General features: G+C 72.4%; 22 protein-coding genes. 10 read left to right on the top strand and 12 right to left on the bottom strand.

The window, feature by feature from the left end; genetic code table 11:
• Window positions 1-111: 111 nt before the first annotated feature.
• The gene (locus tag ACQPXD_RS51250) at window positions 112-396 is read right to left on the bottom strand and encodes a hypothetical protein (protein WP_432831654.1); all 285 of its coding nucleotides are present in this window, start codon (window positions 394-396) and stop codon (window positions 112-114) included.
• A 334-nt stretch (window positions 397-730) separates the two neighbouring features.
• On the opposite strand from ACQPXD_RS51250, the gene ACQPXD_RS51245 reads away from it, so the two are divergent.
• Window positions 731-934, top strand: coding sequence for a hypothetical protein (locus ACQPXD_RS51245; RefSeq protein WP_432831652.1), 204 nt, complete (start codon window positions 731-733; stop codon window positions 932-934).
• Here ACQPXD_RS51245 and ACQPXD_RS51240 read toward each other — a convergent pair.
• The 4 genes from ACQPXD_RS51240 to ACQPXD_RS51225 all read right to left on the bottom strand — a co-directional run bounded on the left by ACQPXD_RS51240 (window position 891) and on the right by ACQPXD_RS51225 (window position 2,806).
• Window positions 891-1,310 carry a hypothetical protein gene (locus ACQPXD_RS51240; RefSeq protein ID WP_432831651.1) on the bottom strand — a complete coding sequence of 140 codons (420 nt, stop codon included), beginning with the start codon at window positions 1,308-1,310 and terminating at the stop codon, window positions 891-893. The two genes, ACQPXD_RS51245 and ACQPXD_RS51240, sit on opposite strands and share 44 nt — an antisense overlap.
• A complete protein-coding gene (locus tag ACQPXD_RS51235) occupies window positions 1,289-1,546 on the bottom strand; it encodes a hypothetical protein (protein ID WP_432831650.1) in 258 nt (85 codons plus the stop codon). Before ACQPXD_RS51235 ends, ACQPXD_RS51240 begins: the two co-directional genes overlap by 22 nt.
• A 114-nt stretch (window positions 1,547-1,660) precedes the next feature.
• Window positions 1,661-2,326: a peptide-methionine (S)-S-oxide reductase MsrA gene (gene msrA, locus ACQPXD_RS51230; RefSeq protein WP_432831648.1), complete on the bottom strand. Its 666-nt coding sequence runs from the start codon at window positions 2,324-2,326 to the stop codon at window positions 1,661-1,663.
• Between the two features lie 63 nt (window positions 2,327-2,389).
• Window positions 2,390-2,806 carry an HIT family protein gene (locus tag ACQPXD_RS51225; protein ID WP_432831646.1) on the bottom strand — a complete coding sequence of 139 codons (417 nt, stop codon included), beginning with the start codon at window positions 2,804-2,806 and terminating at the stop codon, window positions 2,390-2,392.
• 34 nt (window positions 2,807-2,840) lie between these two features.
• Here ACQPXD_RS51225 and ACQPXD_RS51220 point away from each other — a divergent pair, with 34 nt between their 5' ends.
• From ACQPXD_RS51220 to ilvA, 4 genes are read left to right on the top strand one after another with little or no spacing between them, the layout of a single operon-like run.
• Window positions 2,841-3,980 (top strand): cystathionine gamma-synthase, encoded by a 1,140-nt coding sequence (locus ACQPXD_RS51220; protein ID WP_432831644.1) that lies wholly within the window; start codon window positions 2,841-2,843, stop codon window positions 3,978-3,980.
• A 44-nt stretch (window positions 3,981-4,024) separates the two neighbouring features.
• Window positions 4,025-5,410: an amidase gene (locus ACQPXD_RS51215; RefSeq protein ID WP_432831642.1), complete on the top strand. Its 1,386-nt coding sequence runs from the start codon at window positions 4,025-4,027 to the stop codon at window positions 5,408-5,410.
• Complete coding sequence (locus ACQPXD_RS51210) at window positions 5,410-6,081, top strand: hypothetical protein (RefSeq protein ID WP_432831640.1); 672 nt, start codon at window positions 5,410-5,412, stop codon at window positions 6,079-6,081. Before ACQPXD_RS51215 ends, ACQPXD_RS51210 begins: the two co-directional genes overlap by 1 nt.
• Window positions 6,078-7,307 (top strand): threonine ammonia-lyase, encoded by a 1,230-nt coding sequence (gene ilvA, locus ACQPXD_RS51205; RefSeq protein ID WP_432831638.1) that lies wholly within the window; start codon window positions 6,078-6,080, stop codon window positions 7,305-7,307. Before ACQPXD_RS51210 ends, ilvA begins: the two co-directional genes overlap by 4 nt.
• A 79-nt stretch (window positions 7,308-7,386) precedes the next feature.
• Here the strand turns inward: ilvA and greA are convergent, their stop codons facing one another.
• Window positions 7,387-7,887, bottom strand: a complete 501-nt coding sequence (gene greA, locus ACQPXD_RS51200) for a transcription elongation factor GreA (protein WP_432831636.1) — start codon at window positions 7,885-7,887, stop codon at window positions 7,387-7,389.
• Window positions 7,888-7,988: 101 nt separating this feature from the next.
• Entirely contained in the window at window positions 7,989-8,417 is a 429-nt protein-coding gene (locus tag ACQPXD_RS51195; protein WP_432831634.1) for a DUF4307 domain-containing protein, read from the bottom strand.
• 100 nt (window positions 8,418-8,517) lie between these two features.
• Between ACQPXD_RS51195 and mca the strand changes: the two genes are divergently transcribed.
• From mca to ACQPXD_RS51175, 4 genes are all read left to right on the top strand, one after another.
• Complete coding sequence (mca, locus tag ACQPXD_RS51190; protein WP_432831632.1) at window positions 8,518-9,402, top strand: mycothiol conjugate amidase Mca; 885 nt, start codon at window positions 8,518-8,520, stop codon at window positions 9,400-9,402.
• A 5-nt stretch (window positions 9,403-9,407) separates the two neighbouring features.
• Window positions 9,408-9,656 (top strand): hypothetical protein, encoded by a 249-nt coding sequence (locus ACQPXD_RS51185; protein WP_432831630.1) that lies wholly within the window; start codon window positions 9,408-9,410, stop codon window positions 9,654-9,656.
• 205 nt (window positions 9,657-9,861) lie between these two features.
• Entirely contained in the window at window positions 9,862-12,351 is a 2,490-nt protein-coding gene (locus ACQPXD_RS51180; RefSeq protein WP_432831628.1) for a putative bifunctional diguanylate cyclase/phosphodiesterase, read from the top strand.
• 581 nt (window positions 12,352-12,932) lie between these two features.
• Window positions 12,933-13,568 (top strand): hypothetical protein, encoded by a 636-nt coding sequence (locus tag ACQPXD_RS51175; protein ID WP_432831626.1) that lies wholly within the window; start codon window positions 12,933-12,935, stop codon window positions 13,566-13,568.
• On the opposite strand, the gene ACQPXD_RS51170 is transcribed toward ACQPXD_RS51175, so the two are convergent.
• The 5 genes from ACQPXD_RS51170 to ACQPXD_RS51150 all read right to left on the bottom strand — a co-directional run bounded on the left by ACQPXD_RS51170 (window position 13,548) and on the right by ACQPXD_RS51150 (window position 17,571).
• Complete coding sequence (locus tag ACQPXD_RS51170; protein WP_432831624.1) at window positions 13,548-14,291, bottom strand: GntR family transcriptional regulator; 744 nt, start codon at window positions 14,289-14,291, stop codon at window positions 13,548-13,550. The two genes, ACQPXD_RS51175 and ACQPXD_RS51170, sit on opposite strands and share 21 nt — an antisense overlap.
• A gap of 3 nt (window positions 14,292-14,294) precedes the next feature.
• Complete coding sequence (gene trpA, locus ACQPXD_RS51165) at window positions 14,295-15,011, bottom strand: tryptophan synthase subunit alpha (protein WP_432831622.1); 717 nt, start codon at window positions 15,009-15,011, stop codon at window positions 14,295-14,297.
• Window positions 15,008-16,153, bottom strand: a complete 1,146-nt coding sequence (trpB, locus tag ACQPXD_RS51160; protein WP_432844266.1) for a tryptophan synthase subunit beta — start codon at window positions 16,151-16,153, stop codon at window positions 15,008-15,010. The genes trpA and trpB overlap by 4 nt, the downstream gene beginning before the upstream one ends.
• Before the next feature lie 213 nt (window positions 16,154-16,366).
• Complete coding sequence (locus tag ACQPXD_RS51155; protein WP_432831620.1) at window positions 16,367-17,008, bottom strand: hypothetical protein; 642 nt, start codon at window positions 17,006-17,008, stop codon at window positions 16,367-16,369.
• Window positions 17,009-17,151: 143 nt separating this feature from the next.
• A complete protein-coding gene (locus ACQPXD_RS51150; protein WP_432831618.1) occupies window positions 17,152-17,571 on the bottom strand; it encodes a hypothetical protein in 420 nt (139 codons plus the stop codon).
• Window positions 17,572-17,695: 124 nt separating this feature from the next.
• Here ACQPXD_RS51150 and ACQPXD_RS51145 point away from each other — a divergent pair, with 124 nt between their 5' ends.
• Window positions 17,696-19,666: a thioredoxin domain-containing protein gene (locus ACQPXD_RS51145; protein ID WP_432831616.1), complete on the top strand. Its 1,971-nt coding sequence runs from the start codon at window positions 17,696-17,698 to the stop codon at window positions 19,664-19,666.
• Window positions 19,667-19,814 lie beyond the last annotated feature (148 nt).

The raw sequence follows: 19,814 nt of genomic DNA, 5'->3' as shown, positions 1-19,814 counted from the left end.
CATTTCGCCTGTTGGCCGTGCGCTACGTGGTAAAGGCTCCGAAACGTCTGACACACCCCGCGAGCGACCACGAAAACGGCGCCCCTCCTGGGGCGCCGATCTTCGCCGTGACTAGTCGTTGTCGGGGAGTGCGGCGAGCGACTCGCGGGTGTGCCCGAAGACGCCGAGAACTTCATCGAGAGGAATCCGGCGACCGGTGTCGGCGGCCGATCGGGCGACGACAAGCGCGAGGTCGCGCAAATCCGCCGCGGCGGCGTCGCTCCGCGCCCGGTGCGGCCGTTCCACGACGGCAGAAGAGCGTTCCGCGGCCGCCCGAAGTGCCTGATTCGGCGCGCCTGGCCGATCGAGCTCCGCCAGGAGTTCGTCGAAGAACTTCGCTGGAACGACGGTGGTCATCGGCACCTCCTGCTGTCCGGGCGATTCTACGGACAGCAGGAGGTAGGCGGGGGTCAGGAGGCGTCGGGGACGGTGGCGACGCCGATGGGGCAGGTCATGCCGTTGGGGCCGTGGTTGCAGTAGCCGTAGGGGTTCTTCGACTCTGGCGGGCAAGGTGGTATTCCAACTGGCTTTGGTGCGGGTGCGTACGCGGCTCGGCTGCTGCTTGTCGATGCCGTCCGCGCGCCCTGCGGTGGGCGGAGGCCGATCGTGCTTGGCCGCCTTCGGCCGTGGAACCGGGCTATCCTTCAGGTGGTGTCCGGTCAATGGCAGTGGGCGGGAGTGGGGGCGCGGCGTGACCAGCGAGGCGACCGAGATGATCACGATTCCCCGGGCCGAGTTCGACGCCATGCAGGCAGAGCTGAGGCGTCTGCGCCGCGAGGCCGCGCGTGAGGTCGCGCTGACCCTCATGCAGGCGGACCGCGGTGCCGGACCCGGCGACGAGGCTCGGGTGTTCACGCGCGAGCAGCTCGCCGAGGCCTGGGGAATTCGTGCCTGACCGGCAGATTCGTTTTCCTGAGCAAGCGTGGCAACAGGTGGAGGCGCTGCCCCAGCGACTGCGATGGACGGTCCAGCGCGCGATCTTCCACCTTCTCGATGAGCCGGTTCGACGCTCGCAGATCCGTTCCCGCCGGGCGATCCATTGTCTGCGGCCCTACTCGGCAAAAGTTTGGGTCGGCATACCCCATCTGCCGAATCTTCGAGGCCGCGAAGACGATCACGATCGCATCGCCCGGGATGAATGCGTCGTGCGGCTCCTGGAACTGCGGCGTGCCGGCCACGAACCACACCGGTCTGCCGTCGAAGTCCAGCCATAGGGCGGTAGGGACGTCCACGTCGTACGGCGGGCCGATCACCTGGCCGTTTGCCCGCATGGTGGGTCCGATCGTGAACCGGGGTAGAGGGTCGCGGTCCAGGTCACAGTCACGGGACCCGCGTCGGTCGTCAGCTGCGCGCCCATCACGGCGTGGTGACATTCGCCGAAGTCCCATTCGGGTTCCGGCCCGACGCTGCGAAGGTCCCAGTAGTCGACGCAGAGCACTCGACGGCCTTGCAGCGAGTCGACCCGGCGATCGAAGCCGGCGCGTACATCGGCGCCGTTGGTGGTCACGATCGCAGGATCTCCCGGCGGTAAAAGGCACGACAACGCCTTTATGTCTGACCAACCGGCGCACATGCTGCGAAGCGGCCACCGTCGAGATGGCGGTGGCCGCCCGTCGAGGGGTCAGGACGGCAGGGTGCCGATGCCGATGGGGCAGGTCATTCCGTTGGGGCCGTGGTTGCAGTAGCCGTAGGGGTTCTTGGCGTCCGACAGGTACTGCTGGTGGTAGTCCTCGGCGTAGTAGAACGGGCCGGCCGGGGTGATCTCCGTGGTGATCTCGCCGTGGCCGGCGGCGTGGACGACGGGGGCGAAAGCCTCGCGGGAGGCGGCGGCCGTGGCGGCCTGGGCCGGGGTTGTGGTGTAGATCGCCGAGCGGTACTGCGTGCCGACGTCGTTGCCCTGGCGCATGCCCTGGGTCGGGTCGTGGTTCTCCCAGAACGCCTTTAGCAGCGTCTCGTAGGAGACCTTGGCCGGGTCGTACACCACCTGCACCGCCTCGGTGTGGCCGGTGCGGCCCGAGCACGTCTCCTCGTAGGTCGGGTTCTTCGTGAAGCCGCCCTGGTAGCCCACGGCGGTCGAGTAGACGCCCGGAATGCGCCAGAAGATGCGCTCCGCGCCCCAGAAGCAGCCCATCCCGAAGTAGGCGACCTCCAGGCCGGCCGGCCAGGGGCCGCGCAGCGGGGTGCCGAGGACGATGTGCTTCGCGGCGACGGGCATCTCGGTGTCGCGCCCGGGGATGGCCGACTCGGCGGTCGGCAGGTCGAGCTGCTTGGTGTACCGCAAGAACACGATCCGCTCCTTAAAACTTGAGGTGCTTGGACTCAAGTCTGCCGCGTGCAGGGCCGCTCTGCCTTATGAGCTCATTACGGCCGAGATTTTCTCCGCGTAGGACAACGCCTCGTCGTCGCTGTCGTATTTCGTGCGGGGCCAGAAGAAGCCGCGCAGGCCGTCGCCCTTGGTTCGGGGTACCACATGGGTGTGCAAGTGGGCGACGCTCTGCGAGACCCGGTTGTTGATCGCGACGAAGCTGCCGCCCGCCGACAGGCCGGTCTCGACCGCACGGGTCACCCGCTGGACGAAGCCGAAGTAGTCCGGGATGTCGGCCGGGTCGAGGTCGCTCAGCGTGACGATGTGGGCCTTCGGCACCACCAGCACGTGTCCCTTGAAGACCGGGCGGATGTCCAGGAACGCGGCGGCGGTGGGGGTCTCGGCGACCACGAAGCCGGGCGTGGCGCCCGACGCGATCGAGCAGAACAGGCAGTCCGACACGCCCGCCAGACTAGCCGCCGCTAGGGTCAAGACCATGACCCACGGCTTCGAGACGCTCGCCATCCACGCCGGCCAGGAGCCGGACCCGGCCACCGGCGCGGTGGTGCCGCCGATCTTCCAGACGAGCACCTACGCGCAGGACGCCGTCGGCAGCCCGCGCCAGGGGTACGAATACAGCCGCACCACCAACCCGACGCGCACCGCCCTGCAGGACTGCCTGGCCGCGCTCGAGGGCGGCCGGCGGGCGCTCACCTTCGCCTCCGGGCTCGCCGCCGAGGACACCCTGCTGCGCACCGTGTGCCGCCCCGGTGACCACGTGGTCATCCCGGACGACGCCTACGGCGGCACCTACCGCCTCTTCGCCAAGGTCGCGGAGCGCTGGGGGCTGAACTGGACCGCCGCGTCGATCCACAGCGTCGAGGCGGTGCGCGCCGCGATCACCGACCGGACCCGGATCGTGTGGGTCGAGACGCCCACCAACCCGCTGCTGGGCATCGCCGACATCGCCGCGCTGGCCCAGGTCGCGCACGACCGCGGCGCGCTGCTGGTGGTCGACAACACGTTCGCCTCGCCGTACCTGCAGCAGCCCCTGCACCTGGGCGCGGACGTGGTGGTGCACTCGACCACGAAGTACATCGGCGGCCACTCGGACGTCGTCGGCGGCGCGCTGGTCGGCATCGACGAGCAGTTGCTCGGCGAGCTGGCCTACAACCAGAACGCGATGGGCGCGGTCAACGGCCCCTTCGACGCCTGGCTGACCCTGCGCGGCATCCGCACGCTGGGCGTGCGCATGGACCGGCACTGCGACAACGCCGAGCGGGTGGTCGAGTTCCTGTCCCGCAACCGGGCCGTCACCCAGGTGCTGTATCCGGGCCTGCCCGACCATCCCGGGCACGAGACCGCCGCCAAGCAGATGAAGCGGTTCGGCGGCATGGTCAGTTTCCGCGCCCGCAGCGAGGAGCACGCGGTGGCGATCTGCAACCGGGCGAAGCTCTTCGTGCTCGGCGAGTCGCTCGGCGGCGTCGAGTCGCTGATCGAGCACCCGGGCCGGATGACCCACGCCAGCGCCGCCGGCAGCCCGCTGGAGGTGCCGGGCGACCTCGTCCGGTTGTCCGTCGGCATCGAGACGGTCGAGGATCTGCTGGCCGATCTGGAGTACGCCCTCGCTCGTTGACACACTTGACCGCACCACGGCACGGGTACGGGAAGGTGTCACGCATGCTGCAGCGCTCCACCACCTGGGTCGGCGCCACGGCCAGGGAGATCGCCCGCGCGGTCCGGCGCGGCGACACCTCCGCGACCGCCGTCGTCGCCGACCACCTGGACTCCATCCGGGCCTACGACCGCGTCGTCGGCGCGTTCCGCGAGGTGCGCGCCGCCGCCGCGATCGCCGAGGCGGAGACCGTCGACGAGCAGCCGCAGCTGGGCAACCTGGCGCTGGCCGGGGTGCCGGTCGCGGTCAAGGAGAACACTCCGGTCGCCGGGCTGGCGACCTGGAACGGCTCGGCCGCGGCCCGCCGGGCGGTCGCCGACCGCGACCACGAGGTGGTGCGCCGGCTGCGCGGCGCGGGCGCGGTCGTGGTCGGCGTGACGCGGATGCCGGAGCTGGGCATCTGGGCGACCACCGACGACGCCGAGGGCGTGACCCGCAACCCGTGGCGGACCGACCGCACGCCCGGCGGCTCGTCGGGCGGATCGGCGGCCGCCGTCGCCGCCGGTCTCGTGCCGATCGCGCACGGCAACGACGGGCTCGGCTCGATCCGTATCCCGGCCGCCTGCTGCGGGATCGTCGGGCTCAAGCCCGGGCGGGGCGCGGTGCCGGCAGGCATCGGCGCCAACGACTGGTATGGCCTGACCGAGAACGGGATCCTGGCCACGACCGTCGCCGACGCGCATCTGGGTTATTCGGTACTGTCCGGACGTACCCCCCAAACCCTCACCCCGCCCGGAACGCTCCGCGTGGCCGTCTCCCTGCGCAGCCCCGTCACCGGCGTGACGCCGGACGCCGATGCGCGCAAGGGCCTCAGCGACGCCGTCCGGCTCCTGCTCGCGCACGGTCACGACGCCGTGCGCGCCGACCCGGTGTATCCGCCGGTCCTGGCCGCCCGCGTGCTCGCCACCTGGTTCAGCGGGGCCACTCTCGACGCCGCCGGCCTCGAGCGCGACCAGCTGCAGCCGCGCACCCGCCGCCACGTGGCCCTCGGCGCCGCGGCGCAGCGGCGGGGCCTGGTCCGCGACGCCGACCGGGCGGCCTGGCGGGAGCGCTGCCGGAACTGGTTCAACGACGGCCGCTTCGACGTGCTCGTCACCCCGGCCCTGGCCACCTCGCCGCCCTCGGCGGAGCGCTGGTCGGCCCGGTCGTGGGCGGCGAACATGCTGGTCAACACCCGCTTCGCGCCGTACGAGGCGCCGTGGAACTTCGCCGGCTTCCCGGGCCTGGTGATCCCGGTCGGGGTGCGCACCGACGGCCTGCCGGTCGCGGTGCAGCTGGTCGGCCCGCCCGGCGCGGAGCTGCTGCTGCTCGCGCTCGCCGGGCAGCTCGAGGACGCCGCGCCCTGGCGGCGGCACGCGCCGGGCTGGCCGCGGACGGCGGCCCGGCGCTGATGATCAGGGCGATCTCCGGCTGGGCGACCGCGGCGATGCTCGGCCTCGCGGCCACCGCGCTGGTGTACCTGGTGATCGCCTTCGTCCCGCTGGCCGACCTGTGGGCCGCGCACCACCCGGGCCAGCGCGCGAGCGCCGCCGCCGCGGCGATCCGCCTGAGCGCCTGGGCGGCCCTCGCCCTGGCCGGCGCGGTCGCCGCCGTGGCCACCGGCGGCTGGGCGGGGCGCGCCCGCGCCAACCTGGAAGCGTTCGGCGTGCGCTCGCGCCGGATCGCCCACGGCAGCGTCGGCCGCTCGCCCGCGCTGCGCCGCCGCATGACCGCGCTGGTCTGGCTGCTGCGCGGCAGCCTGCTGGCCGGCTGCGCGGCGGCGCTGCTCGGCTGGCTCGCGGGCCAGGACAACGCCGCCGAGATCGGCGACGTGCGTGCGCAGGCCGCGGCCGGCCGCCCGGTCGACGGGGCGCTCGCCGCCGACCTCTTCGGCCGGCAGCTGGTGCTGCGCCTGCCCGCCGCCGCGCTGTTCGTGATCGCCGCCGCGGTCGCGGTCGTGCTCGTCGCCCGGGTGACCAGCGCGCAGTACGGCCGGGTGGCCCGCCTGCGCGGCGCCGCCGAGGCGCCCGATCCGGCCCGGCGGAGCTTCGTGCTTCGCGGTGGTGGCACGATCGGGGCATGACCGACGCCGTCCCCGCGGAGCTGCTGACGCTGGCCGACATTCAAGCGGCCAGGGAAGTCCTTGCCGGCGTGACCCGCCTGACCCCGGTGGAATCCTCCCGGCCACTGACCGCCAAACTCGGCGGGCCGACGTGGCTCAAGTGTGAAAACCTGCAGCGCGCCGGATCGTTCAAGATCCGCGGCGCCTACGTGCGGCTGTCCCGCCTTTCCCCGGCCGAGCGCGGCCGCGGCGTGGTCGCGGCGAGCGCCGGTAACCACGCGCAGGGGGTCGCGCTCGCGGCCGGCCTGCTCGGCATCGCCAGCACCGTCTTCATGCCGCACGGCGCGCCGCTGCCGAAGATCGCCGCGACGAAGGGGTACGGCGCCGCCGTCGAGTTCGCCGGGTCCACCGTCGACGAGGCCCTCGTCGCCGCCCGCGAGTTCGCCGAGCGCACCGGCGCCGTGTTCATCCACCCCTTCGACCACCCCGACGTCATCGCCGGCCAGGGCACGATCGGCCTGGAGATCCTGGAGCAGGTCCCCGATGTCAAGACGGTGCTGACCGGCACCGGCGGTGGCGGCCTCATCGCCGGCCTCGCCGTGGCCATCAAGTCCGTCCGCCCCGACGTGCGGATCATCGGCGTTCAGGCCGCCGACGCCGCCGCCTTCCCGGTCTCGCTGCGCGCCGGCCGCCCGGTGCGCCTGAACTCCTTCGGCACCATCGCCGACGGCATCGCGGTCGGCCGCCCGGGCGACATCACCTTCGCCCACGTCGCCAAGCTGGTCGACGAGGTCGTGACGGTGAGCGAGGAGGACATCTCGCGGGCGCTGCTCATGCTGCTGGAGCGGGGCAAGCTGGTGGTCGAGCCGGCGGGCAGCGTGGGCGTCGCCGCCCTGCTGGCCGGTGTGGTCGAGGTGGAGACGCCGGCGGTGGCGGTGCTGTCCGGCGGCAACATCGACCCGATGCTCATGGTCCGCGTCATCGAGCACGGCCTGGCCGCCGCGGGCCGCTACCTGACCTTCACCGTGCGCTGCGGCGACCGCCCGGGCCACCTGGCGAAGCTGCTGACCTACATCGCCGAGCAGGGCGCCAACGTGGTCGACGTGGCACATCGCCGCCAGGACGCCCGCCTGCAGCTGGGCGAGGTGGAGCTGGGCCTGTCCGTGGAGACCCGCGGCGCCGAGCACTCGGATCGGCTGGTCAACGCGCTGCGCTCGGCGGGCTACACGGTCACCTTCGGCATCTAGGCCGGTCGGCCCCGGCAAGCGACCGGCGCGCATCCCCGGGTGATCCGAGGGCTGCGCGCCGGCCGGAAGGCGGGGCGGCTCAGCCGGCGAAGGGCTCGAAGTCGATGATCTTCACCTTGATCGCGGCGCCGCTCGGGGCCGTGTAGGTCACGGTGTCGCCGCGCTTCGCGCCCAGGATCGCCTTGCCCAGCGCGGACTCGGGGCTATACACCGTCAGGTCCGTGGTGGCAGCGATCTCGCGCGAGCCGAGCAGGAACTTCTCCGTGTCGTCCTCGTCGTCGTCGAACTGGATCGTGACGACGGTGCCGGGGGCGACCGCGTTGGTGGTCGGAGCGTCGCCCACGACCGCCTTGCGGAGGAACTCCTTGAGATACAGGATCCGGCCCTCGGCCTTGCCCTGCTCCTCGCGCGCGGCGTGATATCCGCCGTTCTCGCGCAGGTCGCCCTCTTCGCGGCGCGCGTTGATCTCGGCAGCTAGCGCCGGACGGTTGGCGATGAGCTCGTCGAGCTCGGCCTGCAACCGGTCATAGGCGTCCTGCGACAGCCAGGTGGTGGCCTGGTCGCCGTCGGTGGTCGACACTGCAATCTCCTTACGGGCGCGCTAGGTCAAACCACCAAAGTACCAGTGACTCGCATCACCGCGGCTACTTGAATTCGCCGGGCCGTTACCGTCGGGTTACTTCATCTCGACCGGATGGGTCCGCATTTCGGGACTTCGGCGGTGACCGGACGGGCGCTCGTCGTAAGCCGGTATGTGACGTACGCCTCGGCGCCGGTCGGCACGTCGACCTGGGCGGCGCCCACCTCCGCGCCGTCGGCCGAGCGGGCCCGCACGGTGCAGGTCGCGCGCTGGTCGGCGTCCTTGTGTACCACGAACTCCACGGTGACACCGTCGTCGGTCACGTTGTAGAAGCGCTGGACCTGCGGCTCGTAGTCGCTGGGGCCGTACTGCACGTACAGCTGCCAGGCGACGGCCAGCCCGGCCAGCGCCACCGCGGCGGCGGCGGTGAACATGAGCCAGCGCCGGCGCGGCTGCGGCTCCCGGCGCCGGCCGTAGCGGCCCGGCGGATACTTCGCTGTGGTGTGCGTCTCTTGTCCTGTGTCGGTCACGGCTCGGCATCCTCGTCGTTTTGCCGGAGGTACGAACCACAATAGGGTCGGTATCCGGGGCACCCCCGCAGCGGGGGAGGACAGACGTTGAGGAGAGGTCGTGGGCGAGCAGCTGCGATTGATGGCCGTGCACGCGCACCCCGACGACGAGTCGAGCAAGGGCGCGGCGGCCATGGCGAAGTATGCCGCGGAGGGCGTCGACGTGCTCGTCGTCACCTGCACCGGCGGCGAGCGCGGCAGCGTGCTCAACCCGAAGCTCGACCAGCCGGAGATCTGGGCGAACATCGCGGAGATCCGCCGGGCCGAGATGGACCGGGCCCGCGAGATCCTCGGCGTGCGGCAGGCCTGGCTGGGCTTCGTCGACTCGGGCTTCCCGGAGGGCGACCCGCTGCCGCCGCTGCCCGAGGGCTGCTTCGGCCTGGTCGACCCGGAGGAGGCCGCGGCGCCGCTGGTCGAGCTGATCCGCGCGTTCCGCCCGCACGTGATCACGACGTACGACGAGACCGGCGGCTACCCGCACCCCGACCACGTCATGACGCACAAGGTCAGCATGGTGGCGTTCGAGGCGGCCGCCGATGCCAGCCGCTACCCCGACCGCGGTGAACCGTGGCAGCCGCTGAAGCTCTACTACAACATGGGCTGGTCGCGGGCGCGGTTCATGGCGCTGCACGAGGCGATGATCGAGGCGACCGGCGAGTCGCCGTATACGAAGTGGATCGAGGAGCGGCTGGAGCAGCAGGCGCAGCAGGAGGACCGCCCCGACCCGGATCTGCGGGTCACCACCCGGGTGCCCTGCGGGGAGTACTTCGAGATCCGCGACGACGCCCTGCGCGCCCACGCCACACAGGTCGATCCGGACAGCCAGTGGTTCGCCGTCCCGCTGCCGATCCAGCAGAAGGTCTGGCCGACCGAGGACTACGAGCTGGTCACGTCGTTCGTCGAGTCCAGCGTGCCGGAGGATGATCTGTTCGCGGGCGTAAGGTAACCGGTATGGGCACGTTGGACGTTCTTGCCGAGAACAACTTCGGGGACACCCGCTCCGGTGGCCTGGCCGGGCCGATGGGTCTGCTCATCATCGTGCTCCTGGGCATTGTGACGGTGTTCTTGATCCGCAACATGACGGCACGCATCCGGCGCCTTCCGGCCGAATTCCCCGACCCGGACGCGCAGCGCAAGGGCGCGGCCGCCGAGCAGCCCGGCGCCGACCCCGATCACCTGGACAAATCGACGCCCGCCTGAGTACCGCCAACCGATGATCTGAGTTAGAAACGCATCACTGACCTCTGTTGTCCCTTTCCTTCGTGCCTTAGCCTTCACGGGGTGCATGTTCTAGTTCGCAGAGCGTGCATCCCTGGGGGCAGGGAAGGGGGCAAATGGTGACCGCCCCGACGTGCGCTCGTTCCGCCGCCGGCGTGGTCGTCGTGCCCACCGACGCGGTAGCGCGATGAGACCGCTGTCCGCGCGCCTGGTCGCCGCCCTCGTCGCCGCCGCCGCGATCGCGGTGGCGGTCGCTCTCGTCCTGGCCGTCCGCCTGCCCGAGGGCGCCGTCGGTGCGGCGTTGAATCGGTTCGGCATCGACGTGACACCGGCCGTGCCCGTCGCCCTGATCGGCGGCGCCGCCGTGGCGATGCTGTCGCAGCTGGCCCGGCTGCGGGTGCGCGCCGGTGGCGGCCTGGCCCGGCTGGCCTGGGGCGAGGCCGCCGTCGTGCTGCTCTGCGCGAGCCTGCCGCCCGCGCTCGTCCCGCCGATCGCGCTGGCCGGCTTCGGCGCCGCGCACGCCGCCCTGCACGTCGTCGACACCCGGGCCGGCCGCGGCCGCCCCCGCCGCGAGGTCGTCTACGGCGTCGCCGGGCTGGTCGTCGCCGCCGCGCTGGCCGCCGTGGTGGTGGCGGTGGTGTGGGGCGACGCCCGCCCCGACCGCCTCTCGACCCGCTTCGTCGCGGCGCTGTGCGCCGCCGCCGTCGTGTACTACGTGACGACGGCCGCGCTGGTCACCGTCCGGCTGGCCGCGACCGGCGGCGGCACGCTGCGGGCCCTGGCCACCTGGATGCTGCGCAGCACGGGGCTCATGCTCGTGGGCAACGTGGCGGTCGGCCTGGCGATCGTCTGGGCCTGCGCGGTCAACGTCTACCTGCTGCTGCTCCTGCCGCCGGTGCTGTGGCTGCTCCACCAGTTCTACGCCAACCGCCTCGGCGAGGACGACGAGCGGCGCACCTGGGCCGAGTTCGCCGAGGTCGCCCGCGACCTCAACCGCCTCGACGAGCGCGACGCCGCGCAGGCCGGCATCGCCGGCGCCGGGCGCCTCTTCGGCGTCGCCGGCGTCCGGATCGTGCTCACCGGCGGCCGCGGCTACGGCGAGCTGCCGCCCGGCCCGTTCACCTCCCGCCGGCTGCTCGTCGGCGCGGTCGAGGTCGGCGAGCTGCGCCTGGCCGGCCCGGAGCCGAGCCGCCCCCGCGACCGGCTCATGCTGGCCACCTTCGGCGAGGCCCTCGCCGCCGCGCTGCACGACGCGATCACCCAGGACCAGCTGCGCGCGATGAGCGAGCGGACGACGTACGACGCGGTCCGCGACCCGCTCACCGGCCTGTTCAACCGCGCGGCCCTGCTCGCCCGCGGCAACCTCCAGCTCGCCGGCCGCGGCCCCGGCGATCCGGTCGCCCTGCTGCTGCTCGACGTCAACGACTTCAAAGAGGTCAACAACGCGCTCGGGCACACCGCCGGCGACGAGGTCCTGCGGGTCATCGCCCGCCGGGTCCAGGACGCCGGCAACGCCGGTGACCTGCCCGCCCGCCTCGGCGGCGACGAGTTCGCGATCCTCGTCACCGACCTGGCCACCGGCGGCGCCGACCTGGCCCTCGCCGCCGCCGTCGAGCGCGCCCGCAAGCTCGGCACGCAGATCGCCGCCCCGATGCGCATCGACGGCGTCGCACTGTCCAAGGAGCCCTCGATCGGCGTCGTGGTCGCCGCGGCCGGCTCGGTCGACCTGACGGAGCTGCTGCGCCGCGCCGACATCGCGATGTACCAGGCCAAGGACGGCGGCCAGCCGGTCGCCTGGTACGACCCGGCGCGCGACGACGCCAGCACCGACCGCCTGGCCCTGCTCGCCGAGCTGCGCGAGGCCCTGTCGGCTCCCGCCTCCGGCGCCGCCGAGCAGCTCACCCTCGACCTGCAGCCCGCCGTCGCCCTGACCGGCCCGGGCGCCGCCTCGCCCGACGGCGGCCGCATCACCGGCGTCGAGGCCCTCATCCGCTGGCAGCACCCGCGCCGCGGCAAGCTCGCCCCCGCCCAGTTCCTGCCGGCCGTCGAGGCGAGCGAACTCATCGCGCCGCTCACCCACTGGGTCCTGGAGCGCGCGATCTCGCTGGCCGCGGGCTGGCGCCGGGCCGGCCTGGCGGTGCCGGTGGCGGTGAACATCTCGGCCCGCAGCCTGGCCGAGCGCCAGCTGCCCGAGACGCTGCAGGACCTCCTGGGCCGCTACCGCTTCCCGGCCGAACTGCTGGTCCTGGAGATCACCGAGACCGTCATGCTCTCCAGCTCGCCGGTCATCGACGACGTCCTGGCCCGCGTGCGCCGGCTTGGCGTGCAGCTCGCGGTGGACGATTTCGGCACGGGCTACTCGGCCTTCACCGTCCTGACCCGGGTGCCGGTCCAGGAGGTCAAGATCGATCGGGAGTTCATCGCGCAGATGCTGGACTCCCCGAAGGCGGGCGCGATCGTCCAGGCCACGGTCGATCTGGCCCGCCGGCTCAACCTGCGGGTGGTCGCCGAGGGCGTGGAGAACCCGGACCAGCGGGCCCGGCTGACCGAGCTCGGCTGCACGGCGGCGCAGGGGTTCCTGTTCTATCCGCCGCTGTCGCCGGACGGGCTGCTGGCGGTCCTCCGTGAGCGTCGCCAGGTGCAGCGCCGCTACCTGCGCGCCGAGGGCACCGGCTGACCGTGGTTTATACGGATAAATCTGGACGCTGACGCGTCCGGATTTATCCGACATTTCGCATATGCGGCATTGAGCGCCGACCCGCCGTGGACGCTCGCCGCGTCGACCGGGCGGCCGATCGCCGGGCAGGTGCTCCGCGACCCGGGCGCCGCCCCGGGGCGGCCGCGAACGGCGATCACGTCCCACCTGTCGGGCGCTGCGGCCCGCGAGGCACGGCGCAGCGACCGGAAGTCTCCGTGATCATGCGCAACCGGCATCGACACCAACGGTTTTTCATGATCGTGGAGTGGTGATGTACCCCTGTGTACCGAAAGGTTCCGGGATCATGGCAAGCCCGTGGTGCGGTCCCGCGAGCATCATGATCACGGAGACATTCGTCCGCCTCCGGCCGCGCCGATCGGATGTCTCGCCCGACGGAGGAGTCCAAAGCCTGCCGCGCATCGCGGGGCCTGCGAAAGGGGCGCCCGGGGGCCGCAAGGTCGTGAGACGCGGCGGGCGGCGGCGGTGAGTGAGGGCGAATTGTCCGGCGTGTCGGCGGGGCGTCGGGGGTGGGGGCCTGCGGTGGCTTAGCGTCACCGAATGTGAGCAAGCGGGGGTTTGTGAGCGTGGTCGGGTGTGCCGTCGCCGCCGTCGGGGCGTTTGTCGTGCTGGACCATTTCGGGGGGAACGAGCGGTTCGCGGACCTGCCCGGTGGGGCCGATGTGCGGCTCGTCGGGCGGTTCACGCCGAAGCAGCTCGAGCGGCTCGCTGCGGTGCCGGAGGCGGCGGCGGTGGAGTGCGACGACACGCTGTACGACGTCGGGGTCACCACGATCCGCGGGGGTATGGCGCAGTCGACCGTGCTGACCGCGCTGCACAGCGGTGGGCTGCAGCGGGCCGCGCTGGTGCAGGGGCGCGCGCCGGTCGGCGACGGCGAACTGCTCGCGGTCGACGGGCGGGGGCTGCGGCTCGGGGATCGGGTCACGCTGACCCGGGGCGGGCACAGCCTGGCCGGCACCGTCGTCGGGGTGGTGGCGCGGCCGGCCGGGCAGCCCGACGCGGTCGCGCTGCTGACCGCCGGCGCCATCGAGCGGCTCGACGGGGGTGCGCCCTGCGGGGTGGTCGCCGTACAGCTGCGCAAGCGTAGCGAGGCGACCGCGTTCCAGCGGGCCGCCAAGGGCGTGCTGGGCGGCGATCCGGTCGTCACCTACGACGAGTCACTGCGCGGTCACGTTTGATTCCGTGGTACCCGACCAGGTCATCGACAGGCCGGAGGCGGCCCGTTCGGCGCGGATCTCCATGGCGTCGCCGAGGATCACCGCGCGGTCGGCGACGACGGCGGTGCCGTCCAGCGCGTAGGTCACCCGCTCGCTGACGAAGACGGGCGTGCCGGCGGGCTCATGGAGGTACCGCTGCGAAGGGAACCGGAGGGCCGACGGGCGGATCGTCTCAGACGCTCGTGCGACCGCCACGCCGATGTCGGCGAGCGCGGCGTAGAGGGCGACCGCGGTGAAATCGACGCCGAGCAGCGTCTCGGCGTGGGGCGGAGGGACCCAGGACTCCTGGTGTACCGACGGGCGGCCGGCGAACTCGCGGACGCGCTCCAGGCGCAGCGAGCCGGGGCCGAACTCGGGCGACGTGCCGAGTTCGGCCGCGACCACGACCGTGCGCACCGCGTGCCCCTGCTCGCGAAGGTCGTCCGCGAGGCTGCGCAGGCTGCCCAATCGGTACGCCAGGTGCGGCGGCGAAACGAACGTCCCCCGCCCCGCCTGCTGCACGATCAGCCCCTCGTCGCTGAGCTCGCGCAACGCCTGGCGCAAGGTCATCAGGGTCACGCCGTAGGCGTTGCTGAGCTCGCGCTGCGCGGGCAGCGCCGCGCCGGCCGGGTAGTGGCCGGCGTGGATCTTCGCGGCCAGGTCCGCGGCGATGGCGCGGTAGCGGGGTTCGCCGTCGCGGACCAAGGGTCACCCTCCTGACATCGCCGCCCGCAGCTCGCGCACATACGCCTCGATCTCGGCCGGGGTGGCGCCGTCGAGCACGCGGCGCATCACGGCGGCGCCGACCACGACGCCGTCGGCCAGGCCGGCCGCCTCCGCCGCCTGCGCGGGCGTTGAGATGCCGAATCCTAACAAGACCGGCAGTTCGGTCCGGGCCTTGAGCCGGGCGGCCAGCCCGGCGGCCGTGGCGGCGAGTTCGGCCCGCTCGCCGGTGGTGCCCATGACGGTCACCGCGTAGACGAACCGCTTGCTGCGCCGGCCGATCTCGGCCAGCCTGGCATCCGGGGTCGCGGGGGAGGCGAGCAGGATGAGGTCGATGTGCTCGGCGACCTCGGCGCACTCTTCCAGGGGCAGGTCGGGCACGATGAGCCCCTGCCCGCCGGCGTCCTTGACCCGTTGACAGAACGCCTGGGGACCGTCGCGGATCACCAGGTTTGCGTACGTGCTGACGATGAGCGGTACCGTTGCGTCAATTCTCGACATTTCATGGAATATCCGGTTCAGCGTGATGCCGTGCCGCAGGGCGATGGTTGTGGCCTCCTGGATGGTCGGGCCGTCCAGCGTGGGATCCGAGAACGGCAGTCCGACCTCGACCAGGTCCGCGCCGGCGGCGGCGAAGGCGCGGACATAGTCCGTCCAGTTCGCCGTCACGCCCGCGGTGATGTAGGGCATGAGCAGCTTCACAGCGCCTCCCGCAGCGCCGCGAGGTCCTTGTCGCCGCGCCCCGACAGCGTGATCAGCACGGTCGAGCCGGCCGGCAGCTCGCCGCGCATGACCCAGGCCAGCGCGTGTGCCGACTCCAGCGCGGCGATGATCCCCTCGGTGCGCGCCAGCCGCACCGCCGCCGCCTTCACGTCGTCGTCGCCGACCGTGACGTACCGCGCCCGCCCGGCATCGCGCAGCTGGACGTGCTCCGGCCCGATCCCCGGGTAGTCGAGCCCGGCCGCGATCGAGTGCGCCTCGAGCACCTGCCCGTCGTCGTCCTGCAGGAACATCGACCGCACGCCGTGCAGCACGCCGAGCCGCCCGCGCGCGGCGCCCGCCCCGCCCTCCGCCTCGACCCCGACCAGCCGCGCCGGCGTGTCGACGAACCCGGCGAACGTGCCGGCCGCGTTCGACCCGCCGCCGACGCACGCGACCACGTAGTCGGGCACCGCGGCGCGCAGCTCGGCCGCGCACTGCCGCCGTGCCTCGTCGCCGATGACCCGCTGGAACTCGCGGACCATCCAGGGGTACGGCGCCGGCCCGAGCACGGATCCCATGCAGTAGTGCGCCTCGTCGGCCGCGCCGACCCACTGCCGCATGGCCTCGCTGGTCGCGTCCTTGAGCGTGCGCGCGCCGGTGCGCACGGGCACGACCTCGGCCCCGAGCATTCGCATGCGCAGGACGTTGGGCTCCTGCCGTTCCATGTCCACCTCGCCCATGAACACGGTCGCGCCCAGCCCGAACAGCGCCGCCGCCGTGGCCGTGGCCACGCCGTGCTGCCCGGCCCCGGTCTCGGCGATCAGCCGGGTACGCCCCATCCGCCGCGCCAGCAGCGCCTGCCCCAGCACATTGTTGATCTTGTGCGACCCGGTGTGTGCGAGGTCTTCCCGCTTGAGCAGGACGTTCAGCCCGAGCTCGGCCGAGAGCCGGGGCGCCGGGGTGAGCGGAGTGGGCCGGCCGGCGTAGGTGGCGAGCAGCCGGTCGAGCTGCCCCCGGAACCCGGCGTCGGCCCACGCCTCCCGGAAGGCCTCCTCGACGGCCCGGCACGCCCCGATCAGCGACTCGGGCACATAGCGCCCGCCGTACTCCCCGAACCGCCCGAGCGGCCCCGGGTCCCCCATGAGCGGCGCCCGCACAACATCCCGCCGCGGCCGAATGAGCAACTCACCCACGTCACCCTCCACAGTTCTAGAACGGTCAACAGTTCTAGAACTGTGGCTTCCCGATCGAGCGTAGTATCGCGTGGCCCTATGGCTCTATTCCGGAATACTGTGCGAGCTCGCGTTATCGGAGCACCGCCACCGCTTGGACGGAGAATGCCCAATGAAGTGGACTCAGGAAGGGCGTGTGACCAGCAGGGCGGGCACGCGGCTTTGCTCGCGGACCCAGCGGTGGCCGACGGGGCAGATCCAGGACGCCACCTGGAGCGCGGTATCGAAGAGATCCGTGAGGGGCCGGTTGAACATGGGCTCGTGGTGGGCGATCCGGTTCCGTGCCTCGTGCAGGTGGCCTATCGCGTCGGCGACGACGGCGCGTCGCTGCCGGGGGAAAGCGCGATTCAGGCAGGGGTGCCACAGCACGCGGTCGTAGCGCCGGGCCAGCAGGAATCGCCAGAAGCCCAGATTGAGTTCCGCGACGACGCGTCCCGCCGATTCGGGCCGGCCAGTGCGGGTGGCTCGGATCCGAGCTTTCGCAATGTCATCGACGGCCTCCGGGAACAGAAAGCCGCCGGGATCGAGGTACCACCGCGGCTCTGCGAAGACTCGCCGCGACCACGAGGTGAGCTGGTCGTGCATGGCGTTGCGCAGGAGCACCTCGACCTGGCCGAACGTCTCGCCGAGCGCCGCGGATACGGCGACGTTCCACTCGTAGAGCCTGACGGCCGCGCCAAGGTCACCGTGGCCCGCTGCTCGGTAGGGGGTGAGGCGCTCCGGCGACAGGCGTCGCTCAAGAACGGCGAGATCGCGGACTTCCACGGCGCCGGCCTCTCCTCGTCTCTCGCCGAAGTGCGCTATCCTGTTGCTCGAAGACCCCGGTCCGCCTCTGCCGCCAGGCATGCCGCCGGGGTTTTGTCTTGTCGAGGCGACGCCGTTGGTCTTACTGTCTGCCAATCTTAGATTTAGCGGCTCCGATCGCGCAAGTCGGCGTTGTCCATGAACTCGGTGCGAAGCGAGGCAAGCGTCCGGCCGGAGCGTACGTGCAGATAGGCCCAGCCGTTGATGGTGATCCCGGTCTGGGCCATCAGGGCCGGGGACGGCGCGGCGAACTCGCGGCCATCGGGTAGCCGGATCCATCCGTCGGCCGTGACCACGGCCTCGTGGATCTGGCGCATCCTCGGTTGCTCGAACCGCAGGGCGTCGTCGGCGGCAATCTGGCCCGCGGTGATCAGCTGATGGAGGGCTCCCGGTCTGCGGGCTCGGGCGCTGCCGGCGGCGGGCGCCGGTCCGCTGCCCAGCAGGAGCCGGCGCAGCACGTCGTTCGGCGTGTCGACGAGGGGCTCGCCGTGGCGCTGGAGGAATGCGAAGACCTCCTCGTCCACCTCGATGGATCTCCTCCGCATCTCATCTCCAAATCTCTGTCCCGTCTGAGAACTTATGATGAGAAGGCTAGACCCTTGCCGAGACAGAAGCGAGAACGTCGGCGGCGCGTGAGAGGGTTGGGGTATGGCCAACCGTCTTGCCGCGGCTACGTCGCCGTACCTGCAGCAGCACAAGGACAACCCGGTTGACTGGTGGCAGTGGTCGCCGGAGGCGTTCGAGGAAGCGCGCCGGCGGGACGTGCCGGTGCTCATCTCCGTGGGGTACGCCGCGTGTCACTGGTGCCACGTCATGGCGCACGAGTCGTTCGAGCACGACGGGGTCGCGGCGGTCGTCAATGAGCTCACGGTGCCGATCAAGGTGGACCGGGAGGAGCGGCCCGACGTCGACGCCGTCTACATGACCGCCACGCAGGCCATGACCGGGCAGGGTGGGTGGCCGATGACCGTGTTCGCCACGCCCGACGGCGAGCCGTTCTACTGTGGCACGTACTTCCCCCGCGACGCGTTCCTGCGGCTGGTCCACGCCGTCTCCGACGCCTGGCACGGGCAGCGGGACGCGGTGCGCCGGCAGAGCGCGGCCGTGGTCGACGCGATCCGCCAGGTCGCCGAGCGGCCGCCGGCCAACCCCATGGACGATTCGGTACTGCAGGCCGCCGCCGAGTCGCTCATGAAGGTGTACGACGCCGAGCACGGCGGGTTCGGCGGGGCGCCCAAGTTTCCGCCGCACATGGCGCTGCTGTTCCTGCTGCGGCGCTACCAGCGCACGCGGGACGACGCCGTGGCCGACGCGGTGCGGTACACCTGCGAGCGGATGGCCCGCGGGGGCATCTACGACCAGCTGGCGGGCGGCTTCGCGCGCTATGCGGTGGACGGCACGTGGACCGTGCCGCATTTCGAGAAGATGTTGTACGACAACGCGCTGCTCCTGCGGGTCTACACGCACCTGGACCGGATCGCCGGCAGCGACACCGCGCGGCGGGTGGCGGGCGAGACCGCCGCGTTCCTGGCTCGGGACCTGCACGACGGGCACGGCTTCATCTCCGCGCTCGACGCCGACGCCGACGGCGAGGAGGGCCTGACGTACGTCTGGACGCCCGAGCAGTTCGACGAGGTGCTCGGCGAGATCGATGGAGCCTGGGGGCGGTACCTGCTGCAGGTGACCCGCGAGGGCACGTTCGAGCACGGCAGCTCCGTGCTGCAACTGCCCGAGGACCCGGCGAACCTCGAGCGCTGGCACGACATCCGGGCCCGGCTGCTGCAGGCCCGCGCGACCCGGCCACAGCCCGCGCGGGACGGCAAGGTCGTCGCCGCGTGGAACGGGCTGGCGGTCACGGCGCTGGTGGAGTACGGCATGGCGTACCACGACGGCGACATGACCGCCCTGGCCGTGCGGACCGCCGAGTTCCTCGCCGGCACCCACCTGGTCGACGGCCGCCTGCGCCGCGTGTCTCGCGACGGCGTCGCCGGCGAGCCGGCCGGAGTCCTGGAGGACTATGGGGCGGTCGCCGAGGCTTTCTGCGCGGTACACCAGGCCACCGGCGACGGCCACTGGCTCGCCCTCGCCAAGCAGCTGCTCGACGTGGCGCTGTCCCGGTTCCGCGACCCGGACACCGGCGGCTTCTTCGACACGGCCGACGACGCCGAGGCGCTGGTCGCCCGCCCCGCCGACGTCACCGACAACGCCACCCCGTCCGGCCTGTCGGCGATCGCGGCCGCCCTCGTGACGTACTCCGCGCTGACCGCCGACACCGCCTACCGCGAGGCGGCCGAGCGCGCCCTGGCCACGGTCGCGGTCGTGGCCGCCACCCACGGCCGGTTCACCGGCTACGCCTGCGCGGCGGGCGAGGCGCTGCTCTCCGGCCCGTACGAGATCGCCATCGCCACCCCGGACCCGACCTCGCCACTCGTCGCCGCCGCCTGGTGGCACGCCCCGCCCGGCGCCGTGGTCGTCGCCGGCGAGCCGGACCGCCCGGGCGTGCCGCTGCTGGAGGGCCGCCCGCTGCGCGACGGCCACCCGACGGCGTACGTCTGCCGCGGCTTCGTCTGCGACGCGCCCGTGACCGCCCTGGAAGACCTGGTCGCCAAGCTGGCCTGAGCCCCGGTCCCCACCACTTCGCCCCGCGCGGCCGCCACTTCGCCCCGCGCGGCCACCGCCCGCGCCGGCACCGCCCGCGCCGGCACCGCCCGCGCCCCGGCTGCCCGCGGCACCCGCCGAAACTCTCCGCGATCATGGACGCCGCCAC

The sequence above is a fragment of the Dactylosporangium sp. CA-092794 genome (assembly GCF_050948465.1).
Lineage (GTDB): Bacteria > Actinomycetota > Actinomycetes > Mycobacteriales > Micromonosporaceae > Dactylosporangium.
This window is presented reverse-complemented; position numbering and strand designations above follow the sequence as displayed.